Source organism: Glycomyces artemisiae, assembly GCF_003002955.1.
GTDB classification, from domain to species: domain Bacteria; phylum Actinomycetota; class Actinomycetes; order Mycobacteriales; family Micromonosporaceae; genus Glycomyces; species Glycomyces artemisiae.
In genome coordinates this window covers 516,618-531,263 of the sequence record NZ_PVTJ01000003.1, presented here as the reverse complement: position 1 = coordinate 531,263, position 14,646 = coordinate 516,618, and the positions used below count along the sequence as shown (strand labels likewise).

The window sequence follows — 14,646 nt, the reverse complement described above, 5'->3', positions numbered from 1 at the left end:
CTCGCTGCTGAGGACCATGTTCGTCGGTTCGGCGGCCCGGAAAATCGGCCAGGTGGCCGATATCGGCGACCGGCCGGGAGGGGTGGCAGACTCATCCCATGGACGATGGCCTGATCCCGCTCGAACTCACCGGTTTCATCGGGCGCGAGGACGAGCTCCGCGCGGTCGGCGCCGCGGTGGCGTCGTCGCGCCTGGTCAGCCTGGTCGGTCCGGGCGGGAGCGGGAAGACGCGGCTGGCGCTCCGCGCGGCCCGGGACGCGGCCTTCGAGCACCGCCACTGGGTCGACCTGGCCGCGACCGCCGACCCGCTCGCCGTCCCCGAACTCGTGGCGGCCGCGCTCGGGGTGCTGCGGACGGCCGACCGGGACGGGATCGGCGTGCTCGCGGGCCGGCTCGCGGACCGGCGCACGCTGCTGTGCCTGGACAACTGCGAGCACGTGCGCGAGGCCGCCGCCGACGTCGTGGGGGAGCTGCTGCGGCGGTGCCCGCTGCTGACGGTCCTGTGCACCAGTCGCGAGCCGCTGCGGCTGCCGGGCGAGACGGTGTGGCGGGTGCCGCCGATGAGCAGGGAGGACTCGGTGCGGCTGTTCGCCGAACGGTCCCGGGACCTCGGCGCCGCGCAGGACCCGGCGGTCGTCGCCGCCTGCGCGCGCATGGAGGGGATGCCGCTGGCGGTCGAGCTGGCGGCGGCCTGGTCGGGGATCCTGTCGCCGCGGGAGATCCTGGACGGCCTCGACGACCGGTTCCGGCTCCTGGTGCGCGGCCCGCACGGCGTGGCGGCCCGCCACCAGACGCTCGCGGCGTCGATGGCGTGGAGCTACGACCTGCTCCAGGAGTCCGACCGCGCACTGTTCGAGCGGCTCGCGGTCTTCCGCGGAGGGTTCTCCGCGGCCTCGGCCCAGACGCTGTGCGGGGAGCGCGCCCCCGTGCTGGAGGGCCTGCGGAGCCTGGTCGAGAAGTCGCTGCTCGTCGCGGACACCGGCGGCGCGGCGACCCGGTTCAGGATGCTGGAGACAGTCCGCGAATTCGCCGAGCAGCGGCTTGAGGCCGCCGGTGCGATCGACGCGGCCCGCGACCGCCACCTGGAGGCATGCCTGGAACTGGTGCGGTCGTGGCGGGACCTGATCGACACCGACAAGGACGCGTGGCGGGCCGCGGTCGCAGCCGAGTACGAGAACTTCGATGCCGCCCTCGGCTGGGGCCTGTCGCGACCGGACCCCTCCCTCGGACGCGAGCTGGCGGCCGAGCTGCCGTGGTTCTGGCATTCGAGCCGCCGCGGCCGCGAGGGGCTGGCGCTCCTGCGCCGGGCCGCGCACCTCGGCGAAGGCGACCGGACCGCGCTCCAGGCGCGGCTGCTGACCGGGACGGCCCTGGTCGCCGACACCAACGAGCGGCGCGAGGGCAGCGAGCTCGCCGCCCGGGCGTTCGCACTCGCTGAAGCGGCGGGGGAGGAGCGCTCGGCCTGCCTCGCGCTGCTGCTGACGGCGATCGACCGGCTCTACGACGATCTCGAAGCGGCCCAGCGGATGGCGGCCGAGGCCCGGGAGCGCGCCGCCGGTCTCGGCGACGGCTTCGTCCACGACGCGGCGAACGTCCTCCTCGGCATGGTCCATCACCGCCGCGACGACCACGCGCGGGCCGCGGCGCTCCTGGAGGAGGGCATGCGAGGCCTGGCCGCGCGCGGCGACCGGGAGGTCGCCTCCACCGCATGCGGGATCCTCGCGGTGAGCGCGGCGCTCGGCGGCGACCTGCGCCGGGCCGACGAGCGGGCGCGCGAGTCCCTTGCGCTCGCCGAGCCGCTGGGCGACTTCCACCGGATCGGCATGGCGCGCATCGCGATCGCGCGGATCGCACGGTGGGCGGGACGCCCCGAGGACTCGTGGGACGCACTGGAGCTGCTGCTCCAGACCGACGCGAACGTCGAACCGCCGCCGTTCGTGCCCTGGTTCTTCACCTGCGTCGGCGACCTCCACCTCGACGCGGGCGACCGCGAGCGGGCCCGGCACTGGTACGAGCGGGACCTCGCGAACCCGGGCGGGATCTCCGAGCACCTCCTGGCCCCGGACGCCCGGCTCGGGCTGGCCCGCGCGCTCGGGCCCGGCGAGGCCGCGAACGCCCACGTGGACATGGCGATGCGCGCCGGCCGCGACCTCGACATGCCCGGCCTCCTCGCCGACGCGTTCGAGGCCGCGGGCGAGCTCGCGCCCGATCCGAAGCGGGCCGAGGAGGCCCATCACGAAGCGCTCGCGATCCGCGCCGAGCACGGCCTGCGCCTCGGCTGCGTGCGCAGCCTCGAACACCTTGCGGCACTGGCAGATGCGTCGGGCTCCGGCCTGGAGGCCGCCCGCCTCCTCGGCGCCTGCGACCGGGCGCGCGAGGAGATCGGGCTCGCCGCATCCGGACTCGACGTCCCCGGCGAGGCGGAGGCCCGCCGGGAGGGGCGGTCGATGGAGCTTGAGGAGGCCGTCGCGTACGCCAGGCGGGCGCGCGGGCGCCGCTCCCGGCCCGCGAGCGGCTGGGCGAGCCTGACGCCGACCGAAGTGAGCGTGGTCGAACTCGCGATCACCGGGATGACCAATCCCGAGATCGCCGGGAAGCTGTTCATGAGCCGCGCGACCGTCAAGACCCACCTGTCGCACGCGTACGCGAAGCTCGGCATCGCCAACCGGACCCAGCTCGCCACCGTCGAGCGGCGCTAGCGAAACCCCGCCGAATCGACCTCCCGCGCCCTGGCGGGGCGCCGGTACCATCGCGCCATGACCGCACCCAGGTTCCGCCCCGGCGGGGCGACGCCGCTCGCCCGGCTCGCGGCCTACGGCCGCACGCCGGCGGTCGCAGTCGGCGTCATCTGCGCGCTGGCGAGCGGATGCGGGCTGGTCGCCGCGTTCGGCGACCTGTACGGCGAGAACCCCGTGAGCTGGCTGATGGTGCTCGCCCCCATCGTGGTGAGCCTCTTTCCGACCGTCGAGCTCACATGGCGCCGGAACCGCGACCTGTCGATGGCGTCGATGAAGCGGCGATGGCTCGTCCTCCCGTTCCTCGGGGCGCTCGGCGCCGTCGTCGCCATGGGCCTGGCCGAGCTCGCGATGTACGCGGTCGACGCGCAGGGCGCCGCGCTGGCCGCGGACGTGTGGCTCGACGGGTTCTCCGCGGACGGCCCGAGGCTGGTGTCGGTGTCCTACGGCTTGCTGGGCTACCTCATCGGACTGCTGCTCGCCGTCGCGTACTACACCGTGGTCCTGCTGCCCCTCCAGCTGATCCGCCGCACCGGTCGAACGGACACGGCGCACTCGGCGGACACCGCGGACCCGGGCACGACCATCGACTGAGAACGCCCCGACCGCGGTCGACCCGGAGGGGCGAGCCGAGTTGGCTCAACTGAGCTGATAGCAGCTCATCCGAGCCACCCGCCAAATGCCATGGTGGCGCGGTGTAGCCTCCGAACGTGGACGAGTCTTACGTCGAACGGGCACCCGTCGCCGCGCTGGCGGCGGTGGTGCGGACCGTCTGGATTCAGCGGACCGGCGCCGCGGCCTACGCGCAGCGGCACCTGCCGACCGGGGGAGTGGAGCTCCACTTCCCGATCGGCGGCCGACCGCGCCTCCTCGGGCCGCTCACCGGCCCCAGCCTCGAAGTCCTGCCCCCGCATACCGTCCTGGTCGGCGTGCGCTTCCACCCCGGCACCGCACCGCCCCTCCCCGAGGTCCTCGACGACCTCGTCGACCAGCGCATCGACCTCACGTCGCTGTGGGGCGCCACCGCCGAGCGCCTCGCCGAGGAGACCGCCGGCGCCCCGACCGCCGAAGCCGCGCTCGCCGACGTGCAATCCCATCTGCTGCAAGTCTTCCGGGCCGCCCCGGTCCTCGACCCGCTCATGCGCGAGGCCGTGCGGCGGCTCATGCCCTGGCACCCCGTCCCGATAGGGACGCTCGCCGACCGACTGGCGATCTCCCCCAGCCAGCTGCGGCGCCGCTGCCTCGGCGCGATCGGCATGGGCCCCAAGACACTCCAGCGGACGCTCCGGTTCCAGGGATTCCTCGCCCTCGCCCAGGCCGGGGCCGCGCCGAGCGGCCGCCGCGACGCCGACGGCATCGCCGGGCTCGCCGCCGACACCGGCTACGCGGACCACGCCCACCTCACGCGCGAATGCGTGCGCCTCACCGGCGTCAGCCCCAGATCGCTCCTCCACGGCAGCATCGACAAGTGCGGCTGCGGCCACGACCACGCCGCCTCCTTCCGGCCGTTCCTCGCCACCCGCGCCCTCCCGCCCCCGCGGTGGTGAGGACGCCCGAATCGTTCAAGCCCCGGGCGTGAAGCGCCGATAATGTCGGTGCCGTGAACGACCTCGCGCACCTCCGGCGCTCGCTCGACGGCGACCTCGTCGCCCCCGGCCACCCCGACTACGACACCGCCCGACGCCCGGTCGACCCCGCCCACCAGGACGCCCGGCCCCGCTTCGTGATCCGCTGCGCCTCCGCCGCCGACGTCGCCCGCGGCCTCGCGTACGCCCGCGACACCGGCACCCCGGTCGTCCCGCGCGGCGGCGGCCACTGCTTCTCCGGCCGCTCCTCCACCACCGGGATCGTCCTCGACCTCCAACGCCTCCGGGACATCGCCTTCGACGGCGACCGCGCCGAGGTCGGCGCCGGAGCCCGCCTCGCCCAGGTGTACACCGCGCTCCACGCCCGCGGCCGCACGATCCCGGCCGGCTGCGGTGCGACCGTGGGCATCGCGGGCCTCGCGCTCGGCGGCGGCATCGGCCTCCTCGGGCGCGTCCACGGCCTCACCAGCGACCGCCTCGTCGCCGCCCGCGTGGTCCTCGCCGACGGCCGCACCGTCGACTGCGACGCCGAACGCGAACCCGACCTGTTCTGGGCCCTGCGCGGCGCGGGCGGCGGCCAGTTCGGCGTCGTCGTCTCACTCGCCTTCGACACCGTGCCCGAACCGATCGCGACCCGGTTCGCCCTGCGCTGGCGACGGCCGCCGCACGCGGACCTCATCGCCGCCTGGCAGGAGTGGGCCCCGGACGCGCCCGATGCGGTCACCGCCGACCTCGCGCTCGGCGAAGAGGCCGTCCTGTTCGGCGCCTCGCTCCTGGACGAAGCCACCACTCGCGAACTGCTGCAAGGGTTCTGCGATGCGGTCGGAGCGGCACCGGAGGCCGACGTGCAGGGCGGCATGCCGTTCCACCGCCTCAAGCGCTCCTTCGAGGACCTCGACGCCCCGAGCGGCGCCATCCCGCGCTCGCGGTCGGCGTTCTTCTCGCGTCCGCTGCGGCCCGCCACGATCGATGCGCTCACCGCCGCGCTGAGCGGCGGGCGGCGGCTCAACTTCACGGCCATGGGCGGTGCGTACGGCCGCGTGCCCGCCGACGCCACCGCGTTCGCCCACCGCGGCGAGCGGTTCATGCTGCAGCTGGTCGCCCCGACCGCCGACCCGTGGCTCGACGCGTCCTGGGCGGCCGCCTATGCCGAGAGCTCGAAGCGCGTCTACCCGAACTTCCCCGACCTGCGCCTGGAGGACTGGCCGACGGCGTACCACGGCGCCAACCTGGACCGGCTCCGCGCGGTCAAGCGCCGCTACGACCCCGACCGGTGCTTCGCGTTCCCGCAGTCGCTGTGACGGCCGCTCCGGCGGGGGAGGGGCCGTCCTCATTGGAGTCGACGCGGTCAGGCCCTGGGCGGCTCGTCGCGGTACGCCTCGGCGACGGCGAGCGTGTCCTCGTAGAGGCAGTACCGCGTGATGAGCCCTTCATGGACGGTCAGGTGCAGGGCGAAGGCGGTGTCGATGTCCCGGCCGGTCGCCTTGACCTCGGAGACCATGCGCCCCAGGACCACCACGTCCTCGCCGTCCGCGACGATCCGCCGCACGTCCATCTGCTTGGGCCGCACATGCTCGCCCAGCAGCTCGAAGAAGGCCCGCATCCCCTCCGCCGAGTCCACTTCGGGCACCCACGGGACGTCCGGCGGGTGGGGGATCGAGAACGAGACCGCGTCGGCGAACAGGGCCGCCGCCTCGGCGGTCCTTCCTTCCGCGAGGAGCGGGAACAGGCGTTCCACGGTCTGCACGGGGGTCGAGGTGCTCATCGGATCGGTTCCTCTCGAATTTCGTTGCGGCGGTACATGGCCGCCTCGGTGTCCGGTCGGCCGAACCAGCGCGCCAGCGCGGCGTCGAGCCCGGCGGCGTCGTACGGTCCGGCGGCGGCCCAGCAGATGTAGCCGTCGGGGCGGGCCAGCAGCCCGGCCCTCGCGGCGGACGGGACGTGCTCGACGCGGCCGCGCCACGGCGCGGCGGCCTCGCCGAGCGGCTCCGGGCCGATCAGCACCGCCCGGCCCGATCGCAGCGGCCCGGCCGCCTCGGCGGCGAGCGCGGCCGGAAGGCGCGCGCCCAGCAGCGGATGCGGTGCGGCCCCGAGCACGGGGTTGCGGATGCCGAGGCCCGAGACCTCCATGGCGATGCGCCGGTTGGCGTCCGGTTCCGTGAGCAGGTCTCCCACGACCTCCCGCAGCGCGAGCAGGTCGGTGTCGGGAATGGTGAGAACGCCCTGCGCCCGGGTGTTGACGAGCACCCGGGCCGCGACCGGGTGCCGCTCGTCGTGGTAGGTGTCCAATAGTGACTCTGAACCGTATCCGCGGACCGCGGCGGCGAGTTTCCAGCCGAGGTTGAACGCGTCCTGGAGGCCGAGGTTGAGGCCCTGGCCGCCTGCGGGGAGGTGGATGTGCGCGGCGTCCCCGGCGAGGAGGACGCGCCCGTGCCGGTAGCGCTCGACCTGGCGCGAGGCGTCGCTGAACCGCGAACCCCATCGCACGGCCGCGACCGCGACGTCGCCGCCGTGCACCGCTTCCAGGGCACGCTGCACTTCCGCGGCCGTGACCGGCACGGTCCGGTCCAGCGCCTGCTGCTCCTCGCCGCCGAACAGCACGCGGTAGACGCCGTCGCCGAGTGGCAGGAGGTACCCGAACCCGCCGCCGCCGAACTGCGGCGGCGCCCACTCGTCGGCCAGGCCGGAGGGCTTGCGCGCCAGGGTGATGTCGGCGACGGCCATGCGCATCCGCGCGGCCCTTCCCGGGAACGGGACGCCGAGGGCGCGGCGGACGGCGCTGTGCGCGCCGTCGGCCGCCACGAGGTAGTCGGCGGTGATCTCCGTTGCGCCCGTGGGCGTCTCGACCGTGGCCGCGACGCCGTCGGCGCTCTGGCGCACCGCGGTGCAGGCGTGCGCCCACCGGACCGGCGAACCGGCTTCCGCGATCCGCTGCTCCAGCACCTCCTCGATGCGGGCCTGCTCGACGCCGATCTGGTGCGGGAACGGGGTCTCCAGGACCGAGTAGTCGAGCGGCAGGCCCGCGAAGTGGCCGCGGGGGAGGAGTGCGTGCACGTGCGGGCGCAGCGGGTCCAGCCAGCCGCGCGCGTCGAGCAGCTCGGCCGAGCGCGGTTGCAGCGCAAGCGCTTTCGACTGGCCCGAGCGCTCCGGGAGCGCGTCGAGGACGACGGCCCCGATCCCGGCGAGCGCGAGTTCGGCGGCGACGGCCAGGCCCGTCGGGCCCGCCCCGACGACCAGGACGTCCGCATGCTCAGGCACGGAGATCGACCTTCTTCGTGTAGTACAGGTGGAACGCCAGCGCCGCGGCGAGGATCGCCCAGTACGTCCCGTTCGAGACCGCGGCGATGAGGTCGACCGGCAGCGTGTAGACGAGGACGAGGCTCGCGACGGCGGCGGCCAGCAGCAGGGTCCCCCAAACGGCGGTGAGCACGCGGATGCCGTGGCGGAAGCGCCGGTCGTGGTCCCAGCGCGCCGCCCACTTGGCGGCCCCGGCCGCGCCGGTCTTGGTCTCGGCGATGCCGCGGCCCAGGACCATGAGCGCGGGGCGTCCGATCCCGACGCTCACGATCATCCAGGCGCCGAACAGGCCCAGCAGCGAGCCGACCCAGCCCTCGCGGACCGCGAGGGCGCGGGGGTCGTCGGTGAGCAGGCCGATCACGAGGCTGAAGACGATGACGCTGAGCGTGAACGCCGCCATCACGTCGAAGCGGCGCCGCGTGAGGAGCTGGTGGGCCACGCGCGGCAGGACCACGAGGATCCCGGCCATCATCGCCCACCACTGGCCGACCCCGGCGGCGCGGAGGCCGTAGTAGGCGGCCATCGGCAGCAGCAGGTCGAACAGGACGGTGGCGGCGTTGCGGCGCAGGAGCGCGCGCATGCCCTCCTTCACGCCCGGCTCGTTCCTGACCTCGCTCATCGCCGCACTCCATTCGCCAGGACGGCCCGCTCGAACGCGTCGGCCAGCTCGGTCCCGGCGCGGCGCAGGTCGATGCCGCCGTTCGCGTCGTCTGGTGCGGTGCCGTCGTGCGAGGCACTGTCATGCGAAGCGCCGACGAACGCGTCGATGGCGCCGGTGATCGCCAGCGCGAGCACCTCGGGGTCGAACGCCCCGAACTCCCCGGCCTCCTGTCCCGCGCGCAGGTGCTCGGCGAACAGGCGCGTGCGGGAGGCGAGGGCCGCCTCGCCCAGGCCGTCCTCGGCGTCGCGCACGTTCCGGAGGATCTCCACCAGTGCCCGCAGGTGCGCGGGCCGCTCCACCAGCAGGTCGAGGTTCGATTCGATGTAGGCGCGGAGTTTCGCGGCGTACCCGGCGGCCGCGTCGATGCGCGGCCGCATGAACTCGGTCGCCACGCCGGTGATCTCCGCGACGCAGGCGCGCAGGAGGTCGTCCTTGCCGGCGAAGTGGTAGGAGATGCGGCTGGTGCTGCTCAGGCCCGCCCGGTCGGCGATCTTCGCGAACGACGCCCGCGCGTACCCCAGCTCGGCGACGGTCTCGATGGCCGCGGCCACGATCTGCGTGCGGCGGGCCGCCTCCGTCACGGTCAGCTCAGTTGAGCTCTTATCAGCTTGCATGAGCTGACAGTAGCTCAACTGAGCTACCCCTGTCAACCGCCGGGTCCGCCGAACCGCCCGACCCGCGCACGGCATCCGTTCACGAGACCTGGCGATGGTGCGCGTTTCGAGCGCTGCGCATCAGGCGGCGGTGAGTGCCTTGACCAGTGGGCCGATGTCGGCGCCCGCAGGGAAGTCGCTGACCTGGCCGTCGCCGACTTCGATGACGCGCCAGACGCCGTCGGACCGGCGTGCGAGGTCGGTGGTGACGAACCGGCATCCGAGCGCCGCCACCGCGCGGTCGAGGCCGGCGAGGTCGGGGATGCAGCAGGCGGTGTCCCAGGCGTCCTTGCGGGACTTGACGAAGTCCTCGACGATCGCCGCCTCGGCGCCGAGCTCGGCCGCGGCCCCGGGCAGCCAGTCTTCGATCGCGTCGAGGTCGGAGGTGTGGACGCTGGCCGGGGTGTGCCCGGCGAAGACCGGTCGCCGCGACCGGGCGGGGGCGAGCTGGTCGGAACACAGCAGCAGCGCGGTCACAGGGCCTCCCTCGGATTCGGACCCATCATGAAGGCGGTTCAGAGGTCGTCGCCGGGCAGCAGCTCCTCGATCAGGGCTTCGACGCGCGCCTTGATCTCGTCGCGGATGGGGCGGACGGCGTCCACGCCTCGGCCCGCAGGGTCGTCGAGCTTCCAGTCCAGGTACCGCTTCCCGGGGAAGACGGGGCAGGCGTCGCCGCAGCCCATGGTGATGCACACGTCGGAGGCTTCGACGGCGTCGACGGTGAGGATCTTCGGCGACTCGGCCGAGATGTCGATCCCGACCTCGTTCATCGCCGCGACGGCGGCCGGGTTGACCTGGTCGGCGGGCGCCGACCCGGCGGAGCGGACCTCGATCCGGCCGCCCGCGAGATGGGCGAGCCACCCGGCGGCCATCTGGGAGCGGCCGGCGTTGTGGACGCAGACGAAGAGCACCGAGGGCTTCTCGGTCATGTCATCCTCCAAGGTCGAGGCGGCGTGCGCGGGGCACACCGAGCGTAGACGGACGAGCGGGCCGGAGACCACGGCGTCTCCGGCCCTGAAGAGATCAGCCGCAGCACCCGCCGCCGCTCGCCTTGAGCTGGGGGAGTTCGCGGCGCTCGCCCGAGTGCCCGTGCAGGACGCCGGTGGCGAGGCCGCGGGAGCCGATCGTGACCGGTTCGGGCGCTGCCGTCCCGCATCCTCCGGTCGCGGCGGTCTCGCCCGTCCCGCAGCCCGATCCGCTGTCGGCGCCGGCGGCGGTGCCGCAGCAGCCGCCGGCCTCCCCCGCTTCGGCGATCGAGGTGGCGTCGAGGGACCGGCTGGAGGAGCAGACGCCGGTCTCGGGCAGGTCGAGTTCGACCGCGTCGGCGGCTTCGCGGTCCCCCGCGAGGGCGGCGGCGATGGAGCGGACCTGCTCGTAGCCGGTGGCGAGCAGGAAGGTCGGCGCGCGACCGTAGCTCTTCATGCCCGCGAGGTAGAAGCCCTCATCTGGCTGGGCGAGGTCGGCTTCGCCGTGCGGGGGCACGGTGCCGCAGGAGTGGAAGTTCGGGTCGATCAGCGGCGCGAGCTTCGAGGGCGCTTCGACGGTCGAGTCGAGGTCGAGCCGGATCTCGCGCAGCATCTCCAGGTCGGGGCGGAACCCGGTCGCGGCGGCGACCTGGTCGGTCTCGATGACGTGCTCGACGCCGCCGACCTCGCCCACGACAGACACCGAGCCGCCGGGTCCCGGCTCGAAGCGGTCGATGGTGAAGCCGGCGACCAGTTCGATCGCACCGGATTCGACGAGTCCGCGCAGGCGGGTGCCGATGGTGCCGCGGGCGGGGAGCGCGTCGGCCGACCCGCCACCGTACAGCCGCGCCGGGGAGTCGCCGCGGATGGCCCAGGCGACCGCGGTCTCCGGCTCCTGCTCGGCCAGCTGCGCGAGGTTGAGCAGGGTGTTCGCGGCGGAGTGGCCCATGCCGACCACGAGGGTCCGCTTGCCCGCGAACCGGTCCCGCTCGGTTCCGAGCACATCCGGCAGCGGCCCGACCGACCACGCCGCCCCGTGGTCCTCACCTGGCGCGGCGAGGCCGTGTGCGCCGAGCGGGTTGCGCCGGCCCCAGGTGCCGGAGGCGTCGATGACCGCATCCACGATCAGGTCCGACCACGCGCCCGCAGTGGTGCGGGTGCGAACGAGGTACGGGCGGCCCTCGCGGCCGATGGTGCGGGTCTTGTCGACGCCGAGGCGCGACACCGCCACCGCCTTCGTGCCGTAGCGGATATGGGGCGACAGCTCCGGGGTCCGGGCGAGCGGGGCGAGGTAGGCGTCGATGAGCTCGGCGCCGGTGGGCAGGCCGTCGGGGTCGGGCGCGGCCCAGCCGTGCGATTCGAGCAGCCTGCGGGCGGCCGAGTCGACGTCGAAGCGCCACGGGGAGAACAGTCGCACGTGCCCCCACTGGCGGACCGCGTCGGCGGGGCCGTCCCCGGCTTCGAGGACGATCGGAGTCAGCGCGCGCTCAAGCAGGTGGGCGGCCGCGGCCAGGCCGACCGGGCCCGCGCCGATCACGGCGACGGTGGAGACGGGGTGCGATTGGAGTTGGGACATGGTGATCCTTCGTTGGTCAGCGGGTCGCGCCGGTCGCGATCACATCAACACCCCTAACTAATATCAGTGTTTGCTGTTGATAGCAAGTTCTGTGGTTTACTAGACGGTATGAGCCGCACGATCGAACTCACCCTGACCGACGTGACCGCCGCGGACCGCTCGGACGAGGCCGTGATCGCGCACGCCAAAGACCTCGCCCCCCAGTTCAAAGCCCTCTCGGACGAGAACCGCCTCGCCATAGTCCTCCTGCTGTCGGAGCGCCCGCGGACCGTCCGGGAGCTGACCGACGCCACCGGCCTCGCCCAGACCCTCGTCTCCCACCACCTCGCACCCCTGCGCGACCTCGGCCTGGTCACCGTGACCCCCAAGGGCCGCAGCAACATCTACGCTCTGTGCTGCGACGCCTTCGCCGCGCCCCTGCGCGCCCTCGCGGGACTCTCCAACCCCGCCGAGCACAACGGCTGCTGCTGACGCGCCGTTCGCGTTCGCCGAAGGCGACAAGGACCACAAGGACCTGCTGGGAGGCAAGGGCGCCGGCCTCGCCGAGATGACGAACCTCGGCCTGCCCGTCCCGCCCGGCTTCACCGTCACCACCGAGGCGTGCCGCCGCTACCTCGCCACCGGCGACCAGCCGCCCGGCCTCGACGACGAGATCGACGCGCACCTGGCGCGCCTGGAGGCCGAGCGCGGCAAGCGGCTCGGGGACCCCGCCGACCCGCTGCTGGTGTCGGTGCGCTCGGGAGCGAAGTTCTCCATGCCCGGCATGATGGACACCGTCCTGGACGTCGGCCTCAACGACGACTCCGTGCACGGCCTCGCCGCCGCCGGAGGCGAGCGCTTCGCGTGGGACTCCTACCGGCGGCTCATCCAGATGTTCGGCACCACCGTCCTCGGCATCGAGGCCGACCGGTTCGAGGACGCGCTCGCCGAGGCCAAGCGGTTCAACGGCGCCGAACGCGACGTCGACCTCGACCCCGCGGCCCTGCGCGACCTCGTCGCCGCCTATCAGCGGATCGTCCGGGCCGCCACCGGCATCGACTTCCCCCAGGACCCCCGCGAGCAGCTCGACATGGCCGTGCGCGCCGTCTTCGACTCCTGGGACTCCGACCGCGCCCGCGTCTACCGGCGCCAGGAGCGCATTCCCGAGCACCTGGGCACCGCCGTCAATGTGATGGCCATGGTCTACGGCAACCTCGGACCCGACTCGGGCACGGGCGTGGCCTTCACCCGCGACCCCGCCACCGGCGCCCCGGGCGTCTACGGCGACTACCTGACCGACGCCCAGGGCGAGGACGTCGTCGCCGGGGTGCGCACCCCGGTGCCGCTCGCCGAGCTCGAACGCCTCGACGCCGCCTCCTACAGGGAGCTGCGGCGCATCATGGCGCTCCTGGAGGAGCACTACCGCGACCTGTGCGACATCGAGTTCACCATCGAGCACGGCCGCCTGTGGATGCTCCAGACCCGCATCGGCAAGCGCACCCCCGCGGCCGCCTTCCGCATCGCCCTCCAACTTGTGGACGAGGGCCGCATCAGCGTCGAGGAGGCGCTCGGCCGCGTCACTGGCGAGCAGCTCGCGCAGCTCATGTTCCCCCAGTTCGACCCCGAGGCCAAACCCGAGCCGGTCGCCGTCGGCGTGCCCGCCTCGCCCGGCGCCGCGGTCGGCGCCGCCGTCTTCGACTCCGACGGCGCCTGGCACCCGGGGCCGGTCATCCTGGTGCGCCGCGAGACCAGCCCGGACGACCTGCCCGGCATCATCGCCGCCGCCGGCGTCCTCACCAGCCGCGGCGGCAAGACCTCCCATGCGGCGGTCGTCGCCCGCGGCATGGGCAAGACCTGCGTCGTCGGCGCCGAGGACCTCCAGATCGACTACGCCCGCAAGCAGTTCACCGCCCCCGGCGGCATCGTCGTCCGCGAAGGCGACACCCTCTCCATCGACGGCGCCACCGGCGCGGTCTACCTCGGCGCCGTCCCGGTCGCCTCGCCCCCGGTCGTGGAGTACTTCGAGGGGCGCCTCACGCGCGAGCAGCGCCGCTCCGACCCCGTCGTCCAGGCGGTCGCCCGCATGATGGTCTACGCCGACGAGCGGCGCCGCCTCGGCGTCCACGCGAACGCCGACACCCCCGAGGACGCCGCCCGGGCCCGCCGCTTCGGCGCCGACGGCATCGGCCTGTGCCGCACCGAGCACCTGTTCCTCGGCGAGCGCCGCCGCCTCATCGAACGGCTCGTCACCGCCGTCTCCGACGACGAGCGCGACGCCGTGCTCGCCGAGCTCCTCCCGATCCAACTGGGGGACTTCACCGGCATCCTCGCCGCCATGGACGGCCTGCCGGTCACCATCCGCCTGCTCGACCCGCCGCTCCACGAGTTCCTGCCCGACCTCACCGACCTGTCGGTGAAGGTCGCGCTCGCCGAGGAGCGCGGCGAGGCCGATGCGGACGACGTGCGCCTCCTGGCGGCGGTGCGCCGCCTCCACGAGCAGAACCCGATGCTCGGCCTGCGGGGCGTCCGCCTCGCCCTGGCCGTGCCCGGACTCGCCGCCATGCAGGTGCGCGCGGTCGCCCTCGCCGCCGCGGCCCGGATCAGGGCCGGGGCCGACCCGCGCCCGGAGATCATGGTCCCGCTCATCGGCGGCACCGCCGAGTTCGAGCTCGTGCGCGAGGAGATCCGGCGGGTGCTCGACGAGGTCGCCGCGGAGACCGGCATCGCCCTCGACGTGCGCATCGGCACCATGATCGAGCTGCCGCGCGCGGCCCTCACCGCCGGGCGCATCGCCGCGCACGCCGAGTTCTTCTCGTTCGGCACCAACGACCTGACGCAGACGACCTGGGGCTTCTCCCGCGACGACGTCGAAGGCTCGTTCTTCCCCGTCTACCTCGCCAAGGGCGTCTTCGCCGACTCCCCGTTCGAGGTGCTCGACGAGGAGGGCGTGGGCCGCCTCGTCTCGATCGCGGTCGAGGAGGGGCGCGCGGTGCGCCCGGACCTGCCGGTCGGCGTCTGCGGCGAGCACGGCGGCGACCCGGCCTCGGTGCGGTTCTTCGACCGGACCGGCCTGGACTACGTCTCGTGCTCCCCGTTCCGCGTCCCCGTCGCCCGCCTGGAAGCGGGGCGGGCGGCCGCGGCCGCGAAGACCGGCGAGGCCGACACCAGGTGAGCCGCGGCGTGTTCCACGCTCC

At 74.1% G+C, this 14,646-nt stretch carries 13 protein-coding genes; 6 read left to right on the top strand and 7 right to left on the bottom strand.

All coding sequences use genetic code 11. The features are described 5' to 3' along the window. Positions 1-98 precede the first annotated feature (98 nt). The 4 genes from B0I28_RS11150 (at position 99) to B0I28_RS11135 (ending at position 5,622) form a co-directional block, all read left to right on the top strand. On the top strand, positions 99-2,699 hold the full coding sequence (locus tag B0I28_RS11150) for a helix-turn-helix transcriptional regulator (RefSeq protein ID WP_106363876.1): 2,601 nt from the start codon (positions 99-101) through the stop codon (positions 2,697-2,699). A 57-nt stretch (positions 2,700-2,756) separates the two neighbouring features. Further along, on the top strand, positions 2,757-3,329 hold the full coding sequence (locus B0I28_RS11145; RefSeq protein ID WP_106363875.1) for a hypothetical protein: 573 nt from the start codon (positions 2,757-2,759) through the stop codon (positions 3,327-3,329). A 116-nt stretch (positions 3,330-3,445) separates the two neighbouring features. Continuing rightward, a complete protein-coding gene (locus B0I28_RS11140; RefSeq protein WP_106363874.1) occupies positions 3,446-4,282 on the top strand; it encodes a helix-turn-helix domain-containing protein in 837 nt (278 codons plus the stop codon). Between the two features lie 53 nt (positions 4,283-4,335). Beyond that, a complete protein-coding gene (locus tag B0I28_RS11135) occupies positions 4,336-5,622 on the top strand; it encodes an FAD-binding oxidoreductase (RefSeq protein ID WP_106363873.1) in 1,287 nt (428 codons plus the stop codon). Positions 5,623-5,669: 47 nt separating this feature from the next. Here B0I28_RS11135 and B0I28_RS11130 read toward each other — a convergent pair whose 3' ends face one another. The 7 genes from B0I28_RS11130 to B0I28_RS11100 all read right to left on the bottom strand — a co-directional run bounded on the left by B0I28_RS11130 (position 5,670) and on the right by B0I28_RS11100 (position 11,473). Beyond that, on the bottom strand, positions 5,670-6,086 hold the full coding sequence (locus tag B0I28_RS11130) for a nuclear transport factor 2 family protein (RefSeq protein WP_106363872.1): 417 nt from the start codon (positions 6,084-6,086) through the stop codon (positions 5,670-5,672). Next, the gene (locus B0I28_RS11125) at positions 6,083-7,579 is read right to left on the bottom strand and encodes an FAD-dependent monooxygenase (RefSeq protein WP_106363871.1); all 1,497 of its coding nucleotides are present in this window, start codon (positions 7,577-7,579) and stop codon (positions 6,083-6,085) included. The genes B0I28_RS11130 and B0I28_RS11125 overlap by 4 nt, the downstream gene beginning before the upstream one ends. Then, on the bottom strand, positions 7,572-8,237 hold the full coding sequence (locus tag B0I28_RS11120) for a VC0807 family protein (protein WP_106363870.1): 666 nt from the start codon (positions 8,235-8,237) through the stop codon (positions 7,572-7,574). The genes B0I28_RS11125 and B0I28_RS11120 overlap by 8 nt, the downstream gene beginning before the upstream one ends. Beyond that, positions 8,234-8,893 (bottom strand): TetR/AcrR family transcriptional regulator, encoded by a 660-nt coding sequence (locus B0I28_RS11115; protein ID WP_106363869.1) that lies wholly within the window; start codon positions 8,891-8,893, stop codon positions 8,234-8,236. Before B0I28_RS11115 ends, B0I28_RS11120 begins: the two co-directional genes overlap by 4 nt. Positions 8,894-9,013: 120 nt before the next feature. Continuing rightward, positions 9,014-9,409, bottom strand: a complete 396-nt coding sequence (locus B0I28_RS28615) for an ATP-grasp domain-containing protein (RefSeq protein ID WP_245888940.1) — start codon at positions 9,407-9,409, stop codon at positions 9,014-9,016. Between the two features lie 38 nt (positions 9,410-9,447). Further along, the gene (locus B0I28_RS11105) at positions 9,448-9,861 is read right to left on the bottom strand and encodes an arsenate reductase ArsC (protein ID WP_106363868.1); all 414 of its coding nucleotides are present in this window, start codon (positions 9,859-9,861) and stop codon (positions 9,448-9,450) included. Between the two features lie 94 nt (positions 9,862-9,955). Further along, on the bottom strand, positions 9,956-11,473 hold the full coding sequence (locus B0I28_RS11100) for an NAD(P)/FAD-dependent oxidoreductase (protein ID WP_106363867.1): 1,518 nt from the start codon (positions 11,471-11,473) through the stop codon (positions 9,956-9,958). Positions 11,474-11,581: 108 nt separating this feature from the next. On the opposite strand from B0I28_RS11100, the gene B0I28_RS11095 reads away from it, so the two are divergent. Together B0I28_RS11095 and ppdK are read left to right on the top strand one after the other, a co-directional pair. Beyond that, a complete protein-coding gene (locus tag B0I28_RS11095; protein WP_106363866.1) occupies positions 11,582-11,944 on the top strand; it encodes an ArsR/SmtB family transcription factor in 363 nt (120 codons plus the stop codon). Positions 11,945-11,987: 43 nt separating this feature from the next. Beyond that, positions 11,988-14,624 (top strand): pyruvate, phosphate dikinase, encoded by a 2,637-nt coding sequence (gene ppdK, locus B0I28_RS11090; protein WP_106363865.1) that lies wholly within the window; start codon positions 11,988-11,990, stop codon positions 14,622-14,624. Positions 14,625-14,646: the final 22 nt, after the last annotated feature.